General features: G+C 72.6%; 17 protein-coding genes and 1 pseudogene. 8 read left to right on the top strand and 10 right to left on the bottom strand.

The features are described from left to right. The first annotated feature begins 99 nt into the window (after positions 1-99). Both ABNF97_RS05045 and ABNF97_RS05040 read left to right on the top strand, forming a co-directional pair. Entirely contained in the window at positions 100-1,095 is a 996-nt protein-coding gene (locus tag ABNF97_RS05045; protein WP_130461410.1) for a diacylglycerol kinase family protein, read from the top strand. Between the two features lie 1,174 nt (positions 1,096-2,269). Further along, a pseudogene (locus tag ABNF97_RS05040) lies at positions 2,270-3,988 on the top strand (MinD/ParA family ATP-binding protein); the annotation flags it as partial. A 27-nt stretch (positions 3,989-4,015) separates the two neighbouring features. Here ABNF97_RS05040 and ABNF97_RS05035 read toward each other — a convergent pair. Further along, entirely contained in the window at positions 4,016-4,444 is a 429-nt protein-coding gene (locus tag ABNF97_RS05035; RefSeq protein WP_130461408.1) for a DUF3151 family protein, read from the bottom strand. A 283-nt stretch (positions 4,445-4,727) separates the two neighbouring features. On the opposite strand from ABNF97_RS05035, the gene ABNF97_RS05030 reads away from it, so the two are divergent. Then, a complete protein-coding gene (locus tag ABNF97_RS05030; RefSeq protein ID WP_165436627.1) occupies positions 4,728-5,993 on the top strand; it encodes an SLOG cluster 4 domain-containing protein in 1,266 nt (421 codons plus the stop codon). A gap of 112 nt (positions 5,994-6,105) precedes the next feature. Here the strand turns inward: ABNF97_RS05030 and fbaA are convergent, their stop codons facing one another. Together fbaA and ABNF97_RS05020 are read right to left on the bottom strand one after the other, a co-directional pair. Continuing rightward, positions 6,106-7,134, bottom strand: a complete 1,029-nt coding sequence (gene fbaA / locus ABNF97_RS05025; protein ID WP_130461407.1) for a class II fructose-bisphosphate aldolase — start codon at positions 7,132-7,134, stop codon at positions 6,106-6,108. Between the two features lie 222 nt (positions 7,135-7,356). Then, a complete protein-coding gene (locus ABNF97_RS05020) occupies positions 7,357-7,737 on the bottom strand; it encodes a phage holin family protein (protein WP_349337782.1) in 381 nt (126 codons plus the stop codon). Positions 7,738-7,872: 135 nt separating this feature from the next. Between ABNF97_RS05020 and ABNF97_RS05015 the strand changes: the two genes are divergently transcribed. Continuing rightward, the gene (locus tag ABNF97_RS05015; RefSeq protein ID WP_130461405.1) at positions 7,873-8,088 is read left to right on the top strand and encodes a hypothetical protein; all 216 of its coding nucleotides are present in this window, start codon (positions 7,873-7,875) and stop codon (positions 8,086-8,088) included. 133 nt (positions 8,089-8,221) lie between these two features. Here the strand turns inward: ABNF97_RS05015 and ABNF97_RS05010 are convergent, their stop codons facing one another. The 3 genes from ABNF97_RS05010 to ABNF97_RS05000 form a co-directional block, all read right to left on the bottom strand. Further along, entirely contained in the window at positions 8,222-8,410 is a 189-nt protein-coding gene (locus ABNF97_RS05010; protein ID WP_349337781.1) for a hypothetical protein, read from the bottom strand. A 527-nt stretch (positions 8,411-8,937) separates the two neighbouring features. Continuing rightward, positions 8,938-10,086, bottom strand: coding sequence for an LCP family protein (locus ABNF97_RS05005; RefSeq protein WP_349337780.1), 1,149 nt, complete (start codon positions 10,084-10,086; stop codon positions 8,938-8,940). Between the two features lie 2 nt (positions 10,087-10,088). After that, on the bottom strand, positions 10,089-10,568 hold the full coding sequence (locus tag ABNF97_RS05000; RefSeq protein WP_349337852.1) for a SigE family RNA polymerase sigma factor: 480 nt from the start codon (positions 10,566-10,568) through the stop codon (positions 10,089-10,091). A 167-nt stretch (positions 10,569-10,735) separates the two neighbouring features. Here ABNF97_RS05000 and ABNF97_RS04995 point away from each other — a divergent pair, with 167 nt between their 5' ends. From ABNF97_RS04995 to ABNF97_RS04980, 4 genes are all read left to right on the top strand, one after another. After that, on the top strand, positions 10,736-12,289 hold the full coding sequence (locus tag ABNF97_RS04995; RefSeq protein ID WP_349337779.1) for an LPXTG cell wall anchor domain-containing protein: 1,554 nt from the start codon (positions 10,736-10,738) through the stop codon (positions 12,287-12,289). A 194-nt stretch (positions 12,290-12,483) separates the two neighbouring features. Further along, entirely contained in the window at positions 12,484-14,082 is a 1,599-nt protein-coding gene (locus tag ABNF97_RS04990) for a 3' terminal RNA ribose 2'-O-methyltransferase Hen1 (RefSeq protein WP_349337851.1), read from the top strand. Next, positions 14,079-16,670, top strand: coding sequence for a polynucleotide kinase-phosphatase (locus ABNF97_RS04985; RefSeq protein ID WP_349337778.1), 2,592 nt, complete (start codon positions 14,079-14,081; stop codon positions 16,668-16,670). Before ABNF97_RS04990 ends, ABNF97_RS04985 begins: the two co-directional genes overlap by 4 nt. Before the next feature lie 249 nt (positions 16,671-16,919). Next, on the top strand, positions 16,920-17,633 hold the full coding sequence (locus ABNF97_RS04980) for a DedA family protein (protein WP_349337777.1): 714 nt from the start codon (positions 16,920-16,922) through the stop codon (positions 17,631-17,633). 209 nt (positions 17,634-17,842) lie between these two features. Here the strand turns inward: ABNF97_RS04980 and ABNF97_RS04975 are convergent, their stop codons facing one another. The 4 genes from ABNF97_RS04975 to ABNF97_RS04960 form a co-directional block, all read right to left on the bottom strand. Then, complete coding sequence (locus ABNF97_RS04975; RefSeq protein WP_130461400.1) at positions 17,843-18,553, bottom strand: class II aldolase/adducin family protein; 711 nt, start codon at positions 18,551-18,553, stop codon at positions 17,843-17,845. A gap of 94 nt (positions 18,554-18,647) precedes the next feature. Continuing rightward, positions 18,648-19,025 carry an ArsR/SmtB family transcription factor gene (locus ABNF97_RS04970; RefSeq protein ID WP_007073957.1) on the bottom strand — a complete coding sequence of 126 codons (378 nt, stop codon included), beginning with the start codon at positions 19,023-19,025 and terminating at the stop codon, positions 18,648-18,650. 57 nt (positions 19,026-19,082) lie between these two features. Then, entirely contained in the window at positions 19,083-19,622 is a 540-nt protein-coding gene (pyrE, locus tag ABNF97_RS04965) for an orotate phosphoribosyltransferase (protein ID WP_130461399.1), read from the bottom strand. A gap of 183 nt (positions 19,623-19,805) precedes the next feature. After that, positions 19,806-20,609: an SDR family NAD(P)-dependent oxidoreductase gene (locus tag ABNF97_RS04960; protein WP_130465726.1), complete on the bottom strand. Its 804-nt coding sequence runs from the start codon at positions 20,607-20,609 to the stop codon at positions 19,806-19,808. Positions 20,610-20,798: the final 189 nt, after the last annotated feature.

The raw sequence follows: 20,798 nt of genomic DNA, 5'->3' as shown, positions 1-20,798 counted from the left end.
GCCAGGTGGCGACCGCGTGGCGAGCCCGGGGTGTCAGGCTAACAAAAAGTGACGACCCGGCCGGCAGAGGCCGGGGCTGGCGGCAGGAGGCGACTCCCGGTGTACGACGTGGTACTGCTCACCCTCGCCCCGGGTGAAGTCGACCCGGCGGGCTGTGACGCGGGCGGCGGCTGCTGCTCGTCCGGCTCGGCACCCGACCGGGCAGGCTGCGCGGACAGCCCACGGGTACCGGTGCTGACCTGCGCGGACGCGCTCACCGAACGGGGCGCCCGGGTCGAGACGGTGACTGCCCGATCGGATCGGGAGATCGACGCGGCGCTGACTCGGCTGGACGGTCCGCCCCGGCCGGACGGGCTCGACTGGCCCGATCCGGACGGCAAGACCCGACTGGTCGTCGCTACGGCGAGTGACGCACAGTTACGCGCCGTCATACGTCGGTTGGTCCGCCGGTACGCCCCGCCGCCGAGCCGCCGTCCGGCCGATCTCGCCGGCAACCGGACCGTGCCCGACCTGCCGGCGATCGGCGTACTCCCGCTGGACCCGAGCCGGTCGACCGCGTCCGGGCCGCCCCGGGACCTCGCCGGGCAGCTCGGCCTGCCCCGCGAGCCGGCGGCGGTCGCCTCGGCCGTACTCGACGGTCGGGTGCGCCGGCTCGACCTGCTCCGCAACGACGGTGGTTCGGTCACCCTGGACGGCGCACTGCTCGGTGCCGCCAACGACGCCGGGACGCCGTTGGCCTGGCGTGGCCGGGTCGAGGTCGACGACAGCGTGCTGTCGGCCGGTGACGATCCGCTGGTCGCCTGCGCGATCGGCAACGGGGGCGGCTACGCCGAACTCGGCGAGGTACGCCTGTTGTCCACAGCCGACCCGGCCGACGGCACGCTCGAGGTCGCGGTGGCCGTACCGGTGGCGGCCCGGTCCCGCTGGGGCCGCCGGACGGTACGCCTCGAGGTGCGGCGGGCCCGTGGCCGGGCGGTCGCGGTCACGCCCCGGGACCCGGAGGTGCCGTTCCTGGACGACGGGGTGACGGGGACGCTCAACCGCAAGCGATCGTGGTGGATCGAGCCGGGGGCATGGGCGGTGTACGACCATTGATCTCTTGTGGAAGGCTGTGGGTGGGGACCTCTGTGCCCGGCCCGAGGCCGATCGGCGGGCATATCCTCGGGTGTGGGAGGGAGGTAGGTAGGCCGTGGTGAACAATCATGGAGACCGGGTGTACGTGCCGGGCCAGGTGCCGACAGCGCCACAGGAGGCCGAGCCGCTGTGGCCGCCGGACGAGATCGTCGCCGAGCCGCGCGACGAGTCCAACCCGATCAGTTGGGCGCCGACTCCACCACCGCCGCCGGACGCGACCCCGCCCGGCCCGATCGCCGGCGTTCCGCAGCCCGTCGCGCACCAGCCCTACCAGGGCACTCCGCCGCCCGGTGCGGCAACACCGCCCGCGATCCCGGTCCCGCCGGTCCCGTCCATCCCGTCCACGTTCAGCCCGGTGCCGGTTCAGCCCGGGCCGCAGCCGCCCGCCCCACAGCCGCCCGTTCCGCAGCGGCCGCCGGTCCCGCCGATGACCGCCGTGCCGGTGCCGCCGCCAGGACCGCCGAGCCACCCGGCAGCGGCACCGCCGACGCCGCCACCGGGACCGCCCACGCACCCGGCGGCACCGCTGTCGCAGCCGCCGCAGGCAGCGCCGCCCCCGCCGTCCGGTCCGGGTCCGGAGACCGGTGCGGCGGAGACCCCGCTGCACTCGCCGACCCGGGTCTGGCCCACGGTCGCTCCGAGCAACCAGGGCCGGGCCTCGGTGGGTGGCCGGGCCTCGGTGGGCGCCAGTGACGTCCACCGTCCCGACGCCCCCGGCCGGCCGCAGAGCACCGGTGGACCGGACGCGGTCGGCCGGGCCCGGCCGGGTTCCCCGGACCGGCCGGCGACCGGCGAGGAAGGCTCCGGCGGCGCAGGTACGGCCGGACCCCGGGCCGCCGGCAAGGCGAGCGTCAGCCCCGCCGCCGGCAAGGCGACGGTGAGCCCGGGCGCTGGCAAGGCGACCGTGGATCCGGCGGCCGGGGTGACCCCGTCCGCGCCGACCAGCGGCGCCGCTCCGCACGGCGGGGCGCCCCCCACGGGCGGCACAGCCCCCACGAGTGGCGGGGGTCCGACCACCGGCGTAGGGCTTACCGGTGGCGCGGCCCCCACCAGCGGGGCTGGCCCGGTCAGCGGGGCTGGCCCGGTCAGCGGGGCGGCGGGCGGGGGCGCCGGGCAGGGGCCCGAGACCGGGACCGCGCCCGGAGCGGCAGAGTCCTCGTCCGGTGCCGAGCAGAGCCGGCCGGCTGCCGCCGAGGACACGCCGGGCGGGACGGCCGAGGTCGGTGCGGCGAAGCCGAAGGCCGAGCCGGCCGAGCAGCGAGAATCCGCCCGACCCGCCGAACCGGCCCGTGGCCGGGCGACGCTGCCCGCCACCAGCCGGCCCCAGCCGGGCGGCGGACCGGCACGGCCGTCCGCCGAGTCACCCTGGGCACAGCCGCCGCAGCGGCCGGTCGGCCCGCAGCAGGTCGCCACGGCACCGATGGCGGCGCAGCCGCTGCCGCCACCGCCGATGACTCCGCCGCCGGGCCCCCCGTCGCCGCCGGTCACCCCACAACCGGTCCCGCCGGAGCCCGTCTCCGGTCCAGGTGCCGATCCGGCGAGCGGATCTGCCCCGCCGGCCGGCCCGTACCCGCCCACGATCACCCCGGGCCCGTACTCAGCGGCGGCGCGCCCGGTGTCGGGCTACCCGCCGGTGCCACCGCCCCATCAGCCAGGCCCGCCGCCACCGCCGCCGGTCTCGGCGTACCCGCCGCCGGACCAGGCCGGCGCCCCGGGTTATCCGGGCCAGCCCGGCTATCCGAGCTATCCGCCGCCACCCCCGCCGGTGCCCGGCCAGCCCGGCTGGGCAGCACCGCCGGTCCCGCCGCATCCCGGCGTCACCGAGGTGCCGCCGCAGCCGTACGCCGAGTCGGCCGGCGTGCAGCAGATGCCGCCGCAATCCGGGAACGCCTATCCCGACCCGCTCTGGACGCCGGACGCCGGTACGCCCACCGCCGAGGACTTCGCCCGGCGTCGGGCGGTACGCCCCGCCGACCCGGTCGCCCAGATGGGGGTACGCGCAGCGGTCAACAAGACCACGCTGGGGCTGGTGAAGCTCGCTCCCGGGCGGCACGAGCAGGAGATCAAGCAGGACATCGAGATGATCCGCCGGAACTTCGGCGGGCTCCGGCAGGTGACCGTCGTCAACCCCAAGGGCGGTGCCGGCAAGACGGTGGCGATCCTGCTGCTGGCGATGACCTTCGGGCAGAAGCGCGGCGGATACGTGCTGGCCTGGGACAACAACGAGACCCAGGGCACCCTGGGGATGCGGGCCCAGCAGGACTTCCACTCCCGGACCGTGCGGGACATGCTGCGCGACCTCTACCAGTTCAAGGGCGCACACGGCCGGGTCGGCGACCTGTCCCAGTACGTACGCTCGCAGAGCGAGGGCATGTTCGACGTCCTCGCCTCGGACGAGTCGGCGACCGGTGGCGAGATGCTCACCGCCGCCGCCTTCGCGGAGATCCGCGAGGTGGTCAGCCGGTTCTACAAGTTGATCTTCGTGGACACCGGCAACAACGTCCGGGCGCAGAACTGGCAGGCGGCGATCGACGCCACCGACCAGCTCGTGGTGACCATGTCGGCCCGGAACGACTCCGCCGAGACGGCCGCCCGGATGCTCGACCACCTGGAGCAGAGCGGCCGGCAGCGGCTGGTCCGGCAGGCGGTGACGGTGGTCTCCATGCCGCCGTCCCGCAAGGAGATCGACCTGCCGGCGATCGAGCGGCACTTCGCCGCCCGCACCCGTGCGGTGCTGCTGGCGCCTTACGAGCGGTTGATCGACACCGGTGAGCCGATCCGGTACGCCCAGCTCTCCTCCGCGACCCGGGACGCCTGGCTCAAGATCGCGGCGTCGGTGGCCGAAGGCCTCTGATCGCCGCGCCCCGACCCGGCGTCCGGGTCAGGTGCCGGAGAGGGCGTCGCCGGCCGCCGGGTCACAGTCGCGGAGGAACTGCGCGCAGCGGGCCGCCTCATCGGACTCGCCGATCTCGCCGGCCGCCCGGGACAGCACGTGCAGGCAGCGCAGAAAGCCCCGGTTCGGCACGTGGCTCCACGGCACCGGCCCGTGCCCCTTCCAGCCGCTGCGGCGGAGCTGGTCCAGACCCCGGTGGTAGCCGGTGCGCGCGTACGCGTAGGCGGCCACGACCTGGCCGGAGCCGAGCGCCCGGGCTGCCAGGGCCGCCCAGGCCGCGCTGAACGTCGGATGCTGCGCGGCTGCCGAGGCGTACGCCTCGTCGGTGTCCGCCGACCGCGCGGCGGCGAGAGCCGCCTCGGCGTCGTCGTCGCGGGGCAGCAGGGTGGCCGGTGGTTCGGGCAAGAGGTTCTGCATCGAACCATTCAACCCGGCCGCAACGGGCTGTCGCGAGCGGGGTACGCCAGGTTCACTGACTGAAAGGCTGAGGGATCTGTCACGCGTGCGGCCGGTGCGGTCGGGGCGGCACTGGACTACAAATAGAGATCCGGAGCCTCCCCAGGACCCGGTAACTGAGAGCCCGGTGGCCTGGTGCCGCCGGGCTCTCGCCGGTCCGGCCCGGGCAGCCCCGCTCACCTGCTCCGTTCGGTCCGCCGCAGGGCTGGGCGGGCCGCTTGCCCGGCCGGGGCAGGATGGCGGGGTGCCTACCCCGCCCCCCGCCGACGTACTCGAACCGCATGACGACACCGCCGACGAGATCGAGTCACGCGCCGAACTGAATCTCCACCTCCGGACCGGCAGCCTCGCCGGGCTGACCGTGCAGGGACTCCGGCTGGATCTCGATCCGGTGCCGGACCTGACCACGGTCGACCTGACCGGCACCCTCTTCGTCGGGTGTCGATTCGCCTCCCGGGAGGTGGAGGCGGAGCTGGTCCGGCGCGGCGCGACCGTGGTACCCGACTTCGCGGCGCTGCCCTACCCGACGCATCCGTCCCGGCTCTACACCGCCGACGAGCTGGCTGCCGGCTTCGACACCGGCGGCTTCGCCGGGATGTACGACACGGTGGTCTACGAACACTTCCGGGTCCACGGTGGTGCGCTGCCGGAGCTGCGGGAGGCGCTGGCCCAGCGGCTGCACGACCACGCGATCGACAACGCACTGGCCGACGCCACCCGCTCCTGGCTGCGCCGGCACGGGCCGGGTTCCGTCGTCGGGGTGATGGGCGGGCACGCGGTACCGCGCGGGACCTCGGCGTACCGGCTGGCCGCGACGCTGGGCTGGGAACTCGCCCGGGCCGGCCGGCTGGTGGTGACCGGCGGCGGCCCGGGGGTGATGGAGGCGGCGAACCTGGGTGCCTACCTGTCCGATCGGTCGGCGGCCGACCTCGGCGCGGCGATCGACCTGCTGGCCGCCGCGCCGGATTTCACCGACCACGAGCCGTACACGGCGGCCGCGCTCCGGGTCCGGGCCCGGTTCGCACCGGCGGTACCGCAGCCGCGCGACGGCAACGGCAACCACAACGGCGGCGGCAACGGCAATGGCGGCGGTGGCCGCCGGGACACCGCCGATCCGGACGAGTGGGCCCGGCGCGGTGGGCTCGCCATCCCCACCTGGCTGTACGGGCACGAGCCGGCGAACCTCTTCGCCGGCCGGATCGCCAAGTACTTCTCCAACGCGATCCGGGAGGACACCATCCTCCGGCTGGCCCGGGGTGGGATCGTCTTCGCCGCCGGTCGCGCCGGCACGGTGCAGGAGGTGTTCCAGGCGGCCACCAAGACGTTCTACGGCACCGACGGTGACAGCGGGCCGTACGTCTTCCTGGACAGCGCGTTCTGGACCCAGACCCTGCCGATCGAGGCGCTGCTGCGCCCGCTGCTGGCCCTCGCGCCCACCGGTGACCTGGCCCGCTCGGTGCACGTCACCGACGACGTGCACGAGGCCGTCCGGCTGCTCACCAGGGGATGACCGGAGGCCCCGGTCCGGGTCGGGTGGGCCGGGGCGGGTGGGCCGGGTCGGGTTCCGGGCTCTCCCGGACCGGGGACCGTGGCCCACCCCCCGCCGGAGTGGAGCGCCGGAGCTACTTGGCCAGCGTCGTACCGGTCGAGCGCAGGTGCTCGCACGCCTCGACGACCCGCTGCGCCATGCCCGCCTCGGCCTGCTTGCCCCAGACCCGGGGGTCGTACATCTTCTTGTTGCCGACCTCACCGTCGACCTTGAGTACGCCGTCGTAGTTGCGGAACATGTGGTCCGCCACCGGCCGGGTGAAGGTGTACTGCGTGTCGGTGTCGATGTTCATCTTCACCACGCCGTAGTCGAGCGCCTCGCGGATCTCGGACAGCAGCGAGCCGGAGCCACCGTGGAAGACCAGGCTGAGCGGCTTGTCGCCCTTGTTGTACTTCGCGCCGACCGCCTGCTGGATCTCGTTGAGGATCTCCGGGCGGAGCTTGACGTTGCCCGGCTTGTAGACGCCGTGCACGTTGCCGAAGGTCAGCGCCGCCATGTAGCGGCCCTTCTCGCCGAGGCCGAGCGCGTCGACCATGGCGATGCCGTCCTCGACGGTGGTGTAGAGCTTCTCGTTGATCGCGTTCTCGACGCCGTCCTCCTCGCCGCCGACCACGCCGACCTCGATCTCCAGCACGATGTGCCCGGCCGCCGCCTCGTCGAGCAGCTGCGCCGCGATCTCCAGGTTCTCCGCGACCGGCACGGCGGAGCCGTCCCACATGTGCGACTGGAACAGCGGCTCCTCGCCCCGGGCCACCCGCTCCTTCGAGATGGCCATCAGCGGGCGGACGAACTTGTCGAGCTTGTCCTTGGGGCAGTGGTCGGTGTGCAGCGCGATGTTCACCGGGTAGTTCTTGGCGACCTCGCGGGCGTACGCGGCGAACGCCACCGCGCCGGTCACCATGTCCTTGACCGTCGGGCCGGAGAGGTACTCCGCGCCGCCGGTCGAGACCTGGATGATGCCGTCGCTCTCCGCGTCGGCGAAGCCACGCAGCGCCGCGTTCAGGGTCTGCGAGGACGTCACGTTGATCGCCGGGTACGCGTACCGGCCCGCCTTGGCGCGGTCCAGCATCTCGGCGTAGACCTCGGGGGAAGCGATGGGCATGTGAAACGCTCCTTACTAACCGCTCTCGGCCTGCTCGGCCGCTGTCTGGATGACCTCTTCCCACCTCCCCTCACGGTCCGTGCTCCGCGGGTGAGGGTCGATGCGCGGGCGTCGCGCGGTTCAGGTGGGAAAAGACTCGGTGGGTACGCCCGGACCGCGCTGTCCTCCCGCCCCGAAGTATCCCGTAGTCCGCTCGCGCCAATTCACCCACCCGGCCCTGGCTCAGCGTTCGGACCGGCCCGGCCACACGACACCGAGCAACCAGCTCACCACCGCCATCACGATCACACCGTAGAAGGCCGGCCAGAAGCCGTCGATGTCGAACGGCAGGTCGAACACCTGCGCTATCCAGTCCGTGAGCAGGAAGAGCAGCGCGTTCACGACCAGCGCGAACAGCCCCAGGGTCAGCACGTAGAAGACGCAGCCGACGACGCGGATGATCGGCTTGAGCACCGCGTTGACCACACCGAAGATGAACGCCACGACGAGTACGGTCAGCGCGTTGTGCAGCGCCGACCGCCCGGTCAGCTCGATGCCGGGCACCACCAGGCTGGTGACCCAGAGCGCCAGCGCACCGATCACCAGCCTGACCAGGAAACCCACCGACTCATCGTGGCACGTGATCCGGGGCCGGACCGGCGGTTTAGCCCGCTCCGGGACCGGGCACGGTGCTCCGGGTACGGGGCACCCGATCAACCCGTACGGTGGAAGCAGCGGCACGACCGGCAGGAGTAGGACATGGGCCAGCCCGACGAGGACTTCGCTCCCGGCGACCACCTCGCCCCCGAGGAGCGCGACCCGGAGGCGCCGGCCGCGGACGCCGTGGAGCAGGCGACCGTCGCGGACCCGAACGTCGAGGACCAGCCGGACGTCCAGCGCGGGCTGGAGGTCGACGAGTGGGACGCCCTGGAGCAGGCCCGGGTCGTCGGCTCCCAGGACGACGACTACCGCTGAACCGCCGGCGCCGACCCGCCCGGACTTCCGGGAGCGACGGGGGTTGCGTGCCGATTCGTGCCTGGCTCGCGGAGTAGCCGGTACGAATGTGCCCCGACACCCACCACGGGTGACCGGGCGCTTCCGTTCCGGCTCAGTCTGCGCTGAGGTCCGGCCGATGTTCGGCGATCCATCGCGCGACGTCTCGACGTCGCCACACCTTGCCCATGATCAGCTTGGCGACAGGGTCAGGGAAGCCCTTGGAGTTTGTGATCACGTTGGCTCGCTGCCGGCTGACACCACCGAGCATCGCCCGGATCTCTGCCACGCCTACAAGGTCCACGGCTCTTGACGGTAGACGCGGGCATGTGCTACGGGTACGACAACGTCGCAAGACGTGTGTTCAAGCCGTTGACGGTCGACTACGTCAACCGACATGATGTGAGGGTGTCCAGCGATAGCGCACCCAAACGGGGCCGGTTGTCGATCTTTCGCCCGAACCGTCCCCGGCCGGTTGTCGTACCAGGCGACACTGTGTATGCCCCGCAGTTCGCCCATTTCCAGCCGTACGACAGTACGGCGCGATTCCTCGGAGACCTCCGCCTACGGGTTACCGCTGTCCCGGTCGGCGCAAAGCCGGTACGTGAGGGCTTCCAACTGTTGCGCGGGTACGTGGTCGATGCCGACGGGTTCGAGGCTGTCAGCGAATCCTGGCACTACGTGCGTTTGGTTTCCTGCCGGGTGTCGATGCCCCCGGGTGAGAGTTCGTGACCGCAACCGGGGCTCTCGTCGGGTATCCACGAACCTTGACCTTTTGAGTCAGCGTCCACGGCCAGCGGCGCGCGGAAACACCGAACCGGTCAGGTCGGGTCAGGGGGTGACCCGTTCCGGGTGCCTGTCGACCCATTCGGCCAGGGTGTCCCGGCCGAACGCCTCGAAGAGGCTGCGGCTCTGGGCCGGGTCCAGGCTCTCGATCCCGCCGCCCGGCCCGCGATCCGGGTGGTAGGTCCAGCCGATCCCCACCGCGTCCGCCGCGGCCACCGTCCGCAGCGTGCCGAACAGCTCCAGCGGGGTCGTCCCGTGGAGGCTGAGGACGAGGTTCCGGCCGAGCGCCCCGACGATCTCCGCGACCCGGACCGGGTTGAACCCGTTGGCCGGATCGGTGACCTCGTGCAGCAGCGCCTCGACGAACCGCTGCCCGTTGCGGTCCCGGTCGTGCGCCCCCTGGTCCAGGTGGTACCGCTGGCGGAGCAGGTCCTGCGCGGCGGCGCCGTCGAGCCGGTGGCAGCCGGCCGGGAAGACCCGGGCGGTGTGGTGGGACCGCACCTGCCGCGGCAGGCAGACCCGGACCCCGCCGAGGGCGTCGGTGAGCTGGCGCAGCCCGGCATAGGTCAGCGTCGCCGTCGCGTCGAACCGGATCCCGGTCAGCGCGGTGACGGTCCGCTCGGTTAGCATCGTGCCGCCCGCCAGGTCGGGCCGGCTTCCCGGCCGGTGACTGCCGAGGTAGAACGCGGAGGCGAGCTTTCCGAAGCCGTGCCCCGGCACCTCGACGCCGAGGTCCCGGGGGAGCGAGACGAGATAGAGCCGGCTCCGGTCCGCCGGCACGTGCACCAGCAGCACCGTGTCCGCACGGTGGCCGTTGCTCCGGCCGTCCCCGCCGTCGACGCCGAGGACGAGGAAGTCCAGCGGCGCGGCCGGGCCGGCCGACCGGGCCGCGAGCGGCGGCGGTGCGGCGAGCTCCGGCACCGGCGGCACTCCCACGGTACGGCCGAACGTCGGCACCGCGAGCACGCCGAGCATGGCGAGGGCCACCCCGGCGACCTGGGCGACGCGCCGCCGTTGGCGTCGGCGTACCACCCGCCGGTCGATCGCCGCGCGCAGCGGCCCGGCGTCCGGGGCCAGCGGCTCGTACCGGGCGAACGCCGCCCGCAACTCCTCCTCGACCAGCCGTGCGTCCGGGCCGGTACCCGACTCGTCCGACCCGGACGAGTCGTCGAACACCCGAATGTCGTCGCTCATGCTCAGACCTCCACGAATTCGGCTCGTAGGGTGGCGAGGGCGCGCGAGATGGCCGACCGGACGGTTCCGACCGCGCAGCCGAGCACCTCGGCGATCTCGGCGTCCGGCAGGTCCTCGTAGTACCGGAGCACCAGTGCGGCCCGCTGCCGGCGGGGCAGCCGGGACAGCCAGGTCCACACCTGGTCCCGGTCCACAGTGGTCTCGGCGTGGTCCGGGCGTACGACCACCGCCTCGTCGGGCTCCGCGCGCAGCAGCACCCGCCGTACCCAGGAGCCGCGTTGCCAGTCGAGGTACTGGTTGGTCAGCATCCGGCGTACGTACCGTTCGGGCGCGTCGGCCCGGGCCACCCGCCGCCAGTTGAGCTGGACCCGTACCATCGTCTCCTGCACGAGATCCTGGGCGAGATGGGGATCGCCGGTCAGCATCACCGCGTAGCGCAACAGCGCGGTGAGCCTGGAGTCGGCGAACTCCTCGTACGTCACGGACACCTCCGGCCTCTCCTCTCTATAGACGGAAGTGTGGGGCAGGAAGATTGCCTGGCTTGGTAATCAACCGTGCGGCCGGATCTGCCACTTCGGACGACGCCCGCGGGTGAAAACTCATTAGGCTCCGCTGGCTACACCTGACCATTCCACGGGAGGAAACCTCGATGCGAAACACGACGGCCCGGCGCTCGCTGGCCGGGATCGGCATAGCGTGCGCGCTCGTCGCCACCGCCGCCGGACCCGCCGCCGGCGCGCCGGCCGGAAGGCCGGGCATTCACTTCGCTGACACGACCATCGCGGCCGGCAGTGCGGGGAAGGCGGACTCGCCGGTGATCTACTCCACCTCCGGGACGCTGCTCCTGCGCGAGGCGACCATCCGGTACGACTTCAGCGACCTCGCCGACGTCGTCACGATTTCCGAGTCGGAAGACCTCGGCGAGTGCACCGCCCCCAGCGTCCACACGCTCAGTTGCACCGTGTGGTCCGAATGGAGTGTCGACGAGCATGGCGTGGCTGGTTTCGCCACGGTCGAGATCGTTCCGACCGAGAAGGCCAAGAACGGCGACGAGGGCGACCTGAAGGTCTCCATCAGCGCGGCCGGCCTGGGCACCGCCAGCCACACCGCGAAGGTCCGGGTCGGCGAAGGCGTCGACCTGGCCGCGGGTGAGGACCTCACCAGGACCGGCGCACCGGGCAGCGCGTTCACCACGCCGCTGACGGTGGCCAACAACGGCGAGACCGCCATCCAGGGCGCCGTCGCCCTCTTCTACAACGACTACGACTTCCACGCCACGACCCGGTTCAAGAACTGCACCTACGCCGACGAGGACCTGCTCACCTGCCGGTTCGACACGACGTTGGCGCCGGGGAACACGTACAGCGCCACCCTGCCCTACAGGATCGGCGCGGACGCCGAGGCGCCCGGCGGCGCGTACGGCGAGATCCGGTGGATGACCATCACCGAGTACGAGGACTACCTGGCGGAACTGTCCCGGAGCGGCGGTGTCGACCTGGGCAGGCCGGGCACCGACGGCGAGCTGAAGCTCGTCCAGACCGGCGGCGCCAGGGCGCAGGGCCGGCAGGCCGACGTGGATCCGAACAACAACTGGTCGAGCGTCGATATAAAGATCACCGGCAAGAACCCCGCCGACCTGTCCGCGATCGGCGCCACCCTGACCGGCGAGGCCGGCGACGTCGTGACCGCGAAGCTCGGACTGCGCAACGAGGGCCCGGCAACCATCGACGTGCACCGCGGCGGCGGACCCTTCACGAACGCGTACGTCACGATCCCGACCGGGACGACCGCGGTCGACGTGCCGGAGAACTGCGCACCGCGCAAGGGCGACCGCAGCGACTGGAGGGAGTCCGGCAAGCCCGGGGCAGCGGCGTACCACTGCTGGACGTCGTCCTTCATCAAGGTGGGCGACCGGGAGTTGTTCGAGTTCAAGCTGCGGATCGACGAGGTCGTCGAGGACGCCACCGGCCGCATCGAGATCAACGTGGACTGTCCCTGCGATGGCCGGCAGGAGGACCCCGACGGCTCGAACGACGCGGCGCAGATCCTGGTGAACCCGACCGACGGTGCCGGCGGTGGCGGCGGCCTGCCGGTCACCGGCGCGTCGACCGGTATCGTCGCTGGGGCCGGCGTCCTGCTACTCGTGGCCGGCGTCTTCGGCTTCGTGCTGGCCCGCCGGCGGCGGACCCGTTTCCTCGCCTGACGGCATCGACGATCGACGGCACCCCGTCGGCCCGGCAACGGGTCGGCGGGGTGCGTCGGATCCGCCCGCCGACCCCAGCGGCGGCCCTCGCGCCGTCCCGGGCGCCGGGATCGAGGGTCGGCGAAGGTCCGGACGGTCCCGACGACGGTAAATGGGCGAGACGGGACGGTCGCTGTACTGTCACCATGAGCGACGTGTTGATCACCGTGACCACCACCCACCGGCCCGCCACCGACCTGGGCTACCTGCTCGTGAAGCATCCCGACCGGGTGCACAGCTTCGAGATGCCCACCGGTACGGCGTACGTGGTGTATCCGGAGGCCGGCACCGACCGCTGCACCGCCGCCCTGCTGCTCGACATCGATCCGCTGGCACTTGCCGGCGGCCGGGGCCGGCGGGGCGGATCCAGGAAGGGCGGATCCGGGCGCGGCGGCAACCCGACGCCGGACGGCTTCACCCTCGGCCAGTACGTCAACGACCGCGCGTACGCCGCCTCCAGTCTGCTCTCGTCGGCGCTGTCCACGGTCTTCCGCTCGGCACTGCGCGGCAGCTCGAAGGACCGGCCCGAGCTGGCGGCCACCCCGATCCCGCTGGAGCTGCGGGTCCCGGCGCTGCGTTGCCGGGGCGGGGCCGAGCTGGCCGGTAGGCTCTTCGCTCCGCTGGGCTGGACGGTGACCGCCACCCCGATCCCGCTGGACCCCACCCACCCCGACTGGGGCGACAGCCGGTACGTGGACCTCACCCTCACCGGCACGCTCCGGCTCGCCGACGCGCTCAACCACCTGTACGTGCTGCTGCCGGTGCTGGACGACGCCAAGCACTACTGGGTCGCACCGGACGAGATCGACAAGCTGCTCCGGGCCGGCGCCGGCTGGCTGGCGGAGCATCCGGAACGAGGGCTGATCATCCGCCGCTACCTGGCCCACCGGCGGGCCCTGGCCGGCGCCGCGCTGGCCCGGCTCGCCGAGGAGCGGCTCGTCGACGAGCCCGGTGACCTGGACACCGTCGTGGAGAAGCCCGACGGCGGGGCCGACGAGGAGGCCGGGCTGCCGGCCACCGTCGACCGGCAGCCGCTCGCGGCGCTGCGCCGGGCCGCCGTACTGGAGGCGCTGGACCGCTCCGGCGCCACCCGGGTGCTCGACCTCGGTTGCGGCGGCGGCGCGCTCCTGACCGAACTGGTCCGCAACCGCCGGTACACCGAGATCGTCGGCACCGACGTCTCGTCCCGGACGCTGGCGATCGCGGAACGCCGGCTGCGGCTGGACCGTCTGCCGCCCCGGCAGCGCGAGCGGATCAAGCTGTGGCAGTCCGCGCTGACCTATCGGGACGACCGGCTGCGCGGGTACGACGCCGCCGTGCTGATGGAGGTGGTCGAGCACCTCGACCCGCCGCGGCTGCCGGCACTGGAGGCGGCCGTCTTCGGCCACGCCCGGCCGGAGACGGTGGTCGTGACGACCCCGAACGTCGAGTACAACGTGCGGTATCCGGGGCTGGCCGCCGGTGCCCTCCGGCACTCCGACCACCGGTTCGAGTGGACCCGGGCCGAGTTCGCGGACTGGGCGGGTGCGGTCGGCGCGAGCTACGGCTACGCGGTCACGATCAGCGGCGTCGGCGCGGACGACCCCGAGGTCGGCAGCCCGACCCAGCTCGCGCTCTTCACCCGGACCGCGCCCGGCACGACACAGCAGCCGACCGGCGCCGGCCACACCCTTCCAGGGGCGGACACGGCAGCCCGCCGGGACGACACAACCGACGGCAGCGGCGCCGACGGCGACGAAGGAGGTACCCGATGAGCACGCTGGACATTCCCGAGCTGGCCCTGGTGGCCCTGGTCGGGGTCTCCGGTTCGGGCAAGTCGACCTTCGCCCGCCGGCACTTCGCGCCGACCCAGGTGCTCTCCTCGGACACCTTCCGGGCGATGGTGGCCGACGACGAGAACGACCAGTCCGCCTCCGCCGACGCCTTCGAGGTGCTGCACCACGTCGCCGGAAAGCGGCTGCGCGCCGGCCGGCTGACCGTGGTGGACGCCACCAACCTCCAGCAGCACGCCCGGGCCGGACTGGTCACCGTCGCCCGGGAACACGACGTACTCCCGGTGGCGATCGTGTTGGACGTGCCCGAACCGCTCTGCTGGGAGCGTACGCAGGCCCGGCCGGACCGGACGTTCGGCCGGCAGGTACTCGGCCGGATGCAGCGGGACCTGCGGCGCAGTGTCGGGCGGCTGGAGCGGGAGGGCTTCCGCAAGGTGCACGTACTGCGCGGCGTCGAGGAGATCGAGGCCGCCGAGATCCGCTACGAGAAGCTGTTCAACGACCGGAAGGACCTGACCGGGCCGTTCGACATCATCGGCGACGTGCACGGTTGCCGGGCCGAGCTGGAGGAGTTGCTGCGCCGGCTCGGCTGGACGCTGCACCGCGACGGAAACGGGCGGCCGGTGAACGCCACCCACCCGGCGGGACGTACCGCGATCTTCGTGGGCGACCTGGTCGACCGCGGGCCGGACTCGCCGGGCGTACTCCGGCTGGTGATGGGGATGGTCGACGCCGGCACCGCGCTCTGCGTGCCCGGCAACCACGAACAGAAGCTGCTGCGCAAGCTGCGCGGCCGCAACGTCAGGGTGTCGCACGGCCTGGCCGAGACGCTGGCCCAGCTCGACGCCGAGGAGCCCGGCTTCGTCGCCGAGATCTCGGCGTTCGTCGACAGCCTGGTCAGCCACTACGTGTTGGACGGCGGCCGGCTGGTGGTCGCGCACGCCGGGCTCAAGGCCGAGTACCACGGTCGGGCGTCCGGCCGGGTCCGGGCGTTCGCGCTCTTCGGCGAGACCACCGGCGAGACCGACGAGTACGGCCTGCCGGTGCGCTACCCGTGGGCCCGGGACTACCGCGGCGCGGCGATGGTCGTCTACGGCCACACCCCCACCCCGGCTCCGGAGTGGGTCAACAACACCATCTGCATCGACACCGGCTGCGTCTTCGGCGGCACGCTGACCGCGCTGCGCTACCCGAGCCGGGAACTCGTCTCGGTGCCGGCGGCGAAGGAGTACTACCCGCCGGCCCGGCCGCTGGCCGTCGACCCGGCCGCGTCGGCACCGACCGGGGCGGCCGGCCGACCGGCCGCCGGTGTACGGGACGACCTCGGGCTGGACCTGCGGGACGTCACCGGGCGCCGGCACCTCGACTACGGCTACGGCACGGTGACCGTACCGGCCGAGAACGCCGCCGCGGCGCTGGAGGTGATGAGCCGGTTCGCCGTCGACCCGCGCTGGCTGCCCTGGCTGCCGCCGACCATGGCGCCCTGCTCCACCTCGACCGTCGAGGGCTTCCTGGAGCATCCCGCGCAGGCGTTCGAGGACTACCGGCGGGCCGGGGTCGAGCGGGTGGTCTGCGAGGAGAAGCACATGGGCTCCCGGGCGGTGGTACTCGTCTGCCGTGACGAGGCCGACCCGGCGGCACCGGCCGCCACCGGCCGGTTCGGCCCGGGTGACGGGGTGGTCTACACCCGGACCGGCCGGCCGTTCTTCGGCGGCGGGCTGGACCGGGCGCTGCTGGCCCGGGTACGCACCGCCGTCGGCAGTGCCGGGCTGTGGGCCGAACTCGACACCGACTGGCTGCTGCTCGACTGCGAACTGCTGCCCTGGTCGGCCAAGGCCGGCGCGCTGATCCGGGAGCAGTACGCCCCGGTCGGTGCGGCGGGCCGGGCCGCGCTGCCGGCCGTGCGGGAGGTACTGGACCGGGCGGCCGGGCGGGACCTGCCGGTCGCCGACCTGCGGGCCCGGATGGCTCGCCGGGCGGCCGACCTGCACCACTACACCGAGGCGTACCGCAGCTACGTACGGCCGACCGACGGGCTGGTCGGGGTGACCCTGGCGCCGTTCGCGGTGCTCGCCACCGAGGGCGCCTCGCACGCCGGCCGGGACCACGGCTGGCACCTGGCAATGGCCGACCGGCTACACGAGGCCGATCCGGAGCTGTTCACCCCGACCCGGCGCCAGGTGGTGGATCTCGCCGACGAGGCGGCGGTGTCGGCGGCGACGGACTGGTGGCTGGAGCTGACCGGGGCCGGCGGCGAGGGCATGGTGGTGAAGCCGTACGCCGGGCTCGCTGCCCGGGACGCCGACGGCCGGCTGCTCCAGCCGGGTGTGAAGTGCCGTGGCCGGGAGTACCTTCGGATCATCTACGGCCCGGAGTACGCCGAACCGGACCAGTTGGCCGTACTCCGGCACCGGTCGCTGGGGCGCAAGCGAGGGCTGGCCCTGCGCGAGCACGGGCTCGGCCTGGCCGCGCTGGACCGGCTGGCCGAGGGCGCCCCGCTGTGGCGGCGGCACGAGCTGGTCTTCGCGATCCTCGCCTGCGAGTCGGAACCGGTCGATCCCCGACTCTGAGCCCCCCGCCCTGGTCGAGGTCCGGTCGATCCCGACTCTGAGCCGCCTTGCCCCCTGGTCGGCGACCGGTCGATTCCGGCGTCGACCGGGGTGGTCGGGCGGCGAAGCGGCCGGACGGACGGTGTCGGTTCCGGCGGCGGTGGCATCGCGCGGCGACTGACGGGAAGGTCCGCCTAGACTGCTGTGGTACCCGCCACCATGCTGGCGGACCCTTCACCGCGCCATGCCGAGAGTTCCGGAGGTCGCCTCGTGCCGACGCCCATCACCACGCTGGCCCTGGGTCCGGATTGGCTGGATCCGGAGTGGTTGATCTCCACCTTCGGGCTGCTCGGCATCCTGGCCATCGTCTTCGCCGAGTCCGGGCTGCTGATCGGCTTCTTCCTGCCCGGCGACTCGCTGCTGTTCACCGCCGGCCTGCTCACCGCCGACGGCCAGTACATCACCTACCCGTTGTGGCTGGTCTGCCTGCTGATCACGATCGCGGCGATCGCCGGTGACCAGGTCGGGTACGCGTTCGGCAAGAAGGTCGGTCCCGCGCTGTTCCGCCGCCCCAACTCGCGGCTGTTCAAGCAGGAGAACCTGCTCAAGGCGCACGACTTCTTCGAGAAGTACGGTGCCCGGTCGGTGGTTCTGGCCCGGTTCGTGCCGATCGTCCGTACTTTCACCCCGATCGTCGCCGGGGTCAGCGGGATGCGCTACCGCACCTTCGTGGTCTACAACGTGGTCGGTGGCGTCCTCTGGGGCACCGGGGTCACCGTGCTCGGCTTCTTCCTCGGCCAGATCCCGTTCGTCAAGGCGAACATCGAGTTCATCCTGATCGCCATCGTCTTCGTCTCGGTGATCCCGATCATCATCGAGCTGCTCCGGGCCCGGATGGCCGCCCGTCGTGGCACCACCCCGGCCGAGCGGGCCGAGCTGGAGCACGCGGCCCAGGAGGTGCAGCGGCACCGCCGCGGCTACTAGGTCGGCGACGGCGCGGCCACCGGATCGGCGCGGCCGGAGCGTGGCTGGCCCGCGCCGCGGCGTGGTTGGCCCGCTGGTCGCGTCGGAGGCGGCGTGGTTGGCCCGCTGGTCGCGTCGGACGCGGCGTGGTTGGCCCGCTGGTCGCGTCGGACGCGGCGTGGTTGGCCCGCTGGTCTCGCCGCCATCGGCCCGAGCCGAGACGACCGGGCTCACACGTTGGTCGCGCCGTCGTCGATCCGGGCCAGGAACTCGGCGGGCAGCTCCGGCAGCTCGGACAGCCGGCCGGCGACGAGCGCCCGGTAGGTCAGCCGGGCCGCCTCCTCAAGGTTCGCGGCCCGCCTGTGCGCCAGCTCCACGCTGTCGGCCAGCACCGAGCAGCCGTGCCGGCTCAACACCAGGCAGTTGGTGCCGTCCCGGGTCGCGTCGGCCGCCAACTCGGCAAGTTCGGCGGTGCCGGGCAGCCGAAACGGCACCCGGGTGACCCGGCGCAGATAGAAGCCGTGGTCGGTGGTGACGAGCCGGATCCGCTCGCCGAGCGCGTCGAGCAGCAGCACGGTCTGCGGGTGCAGGTGCACGATCGCGTTCACGTCCGGCCGGGCCCGGTAGGTGGCGAGGTGCAGTTCGACCTCGCTGGTCGGCAGGGCCCGCCGCCTCGACGAGACGTCCGGGCGCACCTCGCCGGCCACCGTGGGCACGGCGGGACGGTCCGTCGGGACGGAGCCGTCCGGTATGCGCACCCGGACGAACGAAGAACGGTCAAGCCGGTCCAGCCAGGTGCCGCCAGCGGTCACCCAGCAGGAATCGCCGTCGGGCGACCGGGCGGACAGATTGCCGCCGGAACCGACCACCAGGCCGGTCCGGACGACGTCCTGCCCCACGTACGCGAGCTGATCCCGCAGGTCTCCCCGGAGATAGTTCACGCCGGAAGCCCACCCCGCCCCACCACGTCAGCAGCGGTCGGGCCGCCTGGCGCCGTCCTGGACAGGACGGACACCAGACGGACCAGGCGCTGATTCAGCGAGCCTTCTTCGTGGCTCGCTTACGCGGCGGGGTCAGCAGGTCGGCGATCGTGGCGATCGCCGTCGGCACCAGCCGGTAGTAAGCCCACACGCCCCGCTTCTCCCGCTCCAGCAAGCCGGCTTCGGTGAGGATACGGAGGTGGTGGCTGACCGTCGGCTGGGAGAGACCAAGCGGCGCGGTGAGGTCACACACGCACGCTTCGCCCTCCGGTGCCGACTGGATCAGGCTGAGCAGTCGAAGCCGAGCGGGGTCGGCAAGGGCCTTGAGGACCCCCGCCAGCCGCTCAGCATCGGCGCGCTCGATCGGCTCGCCGGCAAGCGGCGAGATCTGAGGCATAGTCATTTCGGCCAACGCAGTTCCCACGTATTCCATCCTTCCACCAGCAGCATCGACCCGCCTGCATATCAGCAGATCCGAATCGGCAAACTTTTAGGCCACTAGGCCGAGGTCAGCCAACGTATAGGCTGCCCGGTATGGCAATCCGGCGGCTCGTACGGCCTCGCCCGCCCCACGATCAACAATAACCGCCACGCCCACGACCTCGGCTCCGGCCTCCCGTAACGCCTCCACTGCGGTCAGCACGCTGCTTCCCGTGGTGGAGGTGTCCTCCACCGCCAACACCCGGCGACCACTCACCTCCGGCCCCTCGATCCTGCGCTGCAACCCGTGCGTCTTGCCGGCCTTGCGCACCACGAAAGCGTCGAGTCGACGTGACGTCGCCGAGGCGGCGTGCAGCATCGAGACGGCGATCGGGTCCGCACCCAACGTCAGGCCGCCAACCGCGTCGTAGTCCCAGCCCGCCGTGAGGTCGAGCATGGTCCGGCCGACCAACGGTGCCGCCGCGTGATGCAGGGTCACGCGCCGCAGATCGACGTACCAGTCCGCCTCACGACCAGAGGACAGCACCACCCGACCGTGCACGACGGCAAGGTCAGTGATGAATTTACGCAGGTCGTCGTGGTCCCCCATGGCCGGTAAGGGTACTGCGCCAAGGTGAGAGCCGGATGGTCGCCCCGGTGACAGGGCGGTGCGCGCCGCTACTGCGGTGGCCGACGGGACCGAAAATCGGCTACTCTCCGCACTGAATCTTGCCTGCGGTCGGGTGTCCTCACCGCCGCGTCCGGAGCGCCGGAACCACGTCGTACGGCCGGATCACAACTCCCCGCGGCCGGTCCGACCCCGGGCGTCCTTGGCTACCGCCCGCCAGATCCTGCCCGGCGCGTGCCGCAGGCCGAAGACCGCCACCTTGTACTTCCAGTCCGGGACGCTGACCATACGGTCCCGATCCAGGTCACGAAGGGCATCCCGCACCACGTCGTCGGCGCGCAGCCACATCCAGTCCGGGGTCTTCGACATGTTGATGCCGGCCCGGTCGTGGAACTCCGTACGGGTGTAGCCGGGGCAGAGCGCCATCACCCGTACGCCCATCGGCCGGACCGACTGGGCCACCGACTCACTGAAGTTGGTCACCCACGCCTTGCTGGCCGGGTACGTCGACCCGGGCATGACCGGCCCAAAGCCCGCGACGGAAGAGACATTTATCACTGCGCCGTGGCGCCGCCCGGTCATCCCGGGCAGGGCGGCGAGGGTCAGCCGGAGCACGGCGTGCACGTTCAGCCGGAGCAGCCGGGATTCGTCGGAGACGGTCGAGTGCAGGAAGGACCGGTTGAGACTGATCCCCGCGCTGTTGACGAGCATGTCGACCGGCGCCGACGCATCGGAGAGCCGCTCCTCGACCGAGCCGCACCCCTGATCGGTGGCGAGGTCGGCCGGGAGGACGTCGACCGTGTTGCCGTGCCGGGCGGTCAGCTCGGCGGCGGACTCCGCGAGCCGGTCGGCGTCGCGGGCCACCAGCAGCAGGTCGTAGCCGTCGGCGGCGAGCCGCCGGGCGAACGCGGCGCCGATCCCGGCCGTGGCGCCGGTGACCAGGGCGCGCCGGGCACCGCTCCGACCCATCCCCGGGCGCGCGCCGGCATCGGAGCCGGCGTCCGGCGGGGGAAGGGCTGCTGGCACTGGCTTCCTCACCTTGACGACTTCGCGGGCGTACGGGACGACTTCGCGGGCGTACCGCAGAATTCGTTCCGGCGCGGCATCGACGGAGGCGGAGCGCGACGCGAGCCGCACCCGGCGGTCGTACCTGCCGGG

The sequence above is a fragment of the Plantactinospora sp. B6F1 genome (assembly GCF_040120695.1).
Taxonomy (GTDB): Bacteria; Actinomycetota; Actinomycetes; order Mycobacteriales; family Micromonosporaceae; genus Plantactinospora.
This window is presented reverse-complemented; position numbering and strand designations above follow the sequence as displayed.

Coding starts and splice junctions, on each gene's coding strand:
- ABNF97_RS04995 (WP_349337779.1), top strand. CDS start 10,736: ATGCGAAACACGACGGCCCGGCGCTCGCTGGCCGGGATCGGCATAGCG.
- ABNF97_RS05005 (WP_349337780.1), bottom strand. CDS start 10,086: ATGAGCGACGACATTCGGGTGTTCGACGACTCGTCCGGGTCGGACGAG.
- ABNF97_RS05035 (WP_130461408.1), bottom strand. CDS start 4,444: ATGCAGAACCTCTTGCCCGAACCACCGGCCACCCTGCTGCCCCGCGAC.
- ABNF97_RS04985 (WP_349337778.1), top strand. CDS start 14,079: ATGAGCACGCTGGACATTCCCGAGCTGGCCCTGGTGGCCCTGGTCGGG.
- ABNF97_RS04960 (WP_130465726.1), bottom strand. CDS start 20,609: ATGGGTCGGAGCGGTGCCCGGCGCGCCCTGGTCACCGGCGCCACGGCC.
- pyrE (WP_130461399.1), bottom strand. CDS start 19,622: ATGGGGGACCACGACGACCTGCGTAAATTCATCACTGACCTTGCCGTC.
- fbaA (WP_130461407.1), bottom strand. CDS start 7,134: ATGCCCATCGCTTCCCCCGAGGTCTACGCCGAGATGCTGGACCGCGCC.
- ABNF97_RS04970 (WP_007073957.1), bottom strand. CDS start 19,025: ATGGAATACGTGGGAACTGCGTTGGCCGAAATGACTATGCCTCAGATC.
- ABNF97_RS05015 (WP_130461405.1), top strand. CDS start 7,873: ATGGGCCAGCCCGACGAGGACTTCGCTCCCGGCGACCACCTCGCCCCC.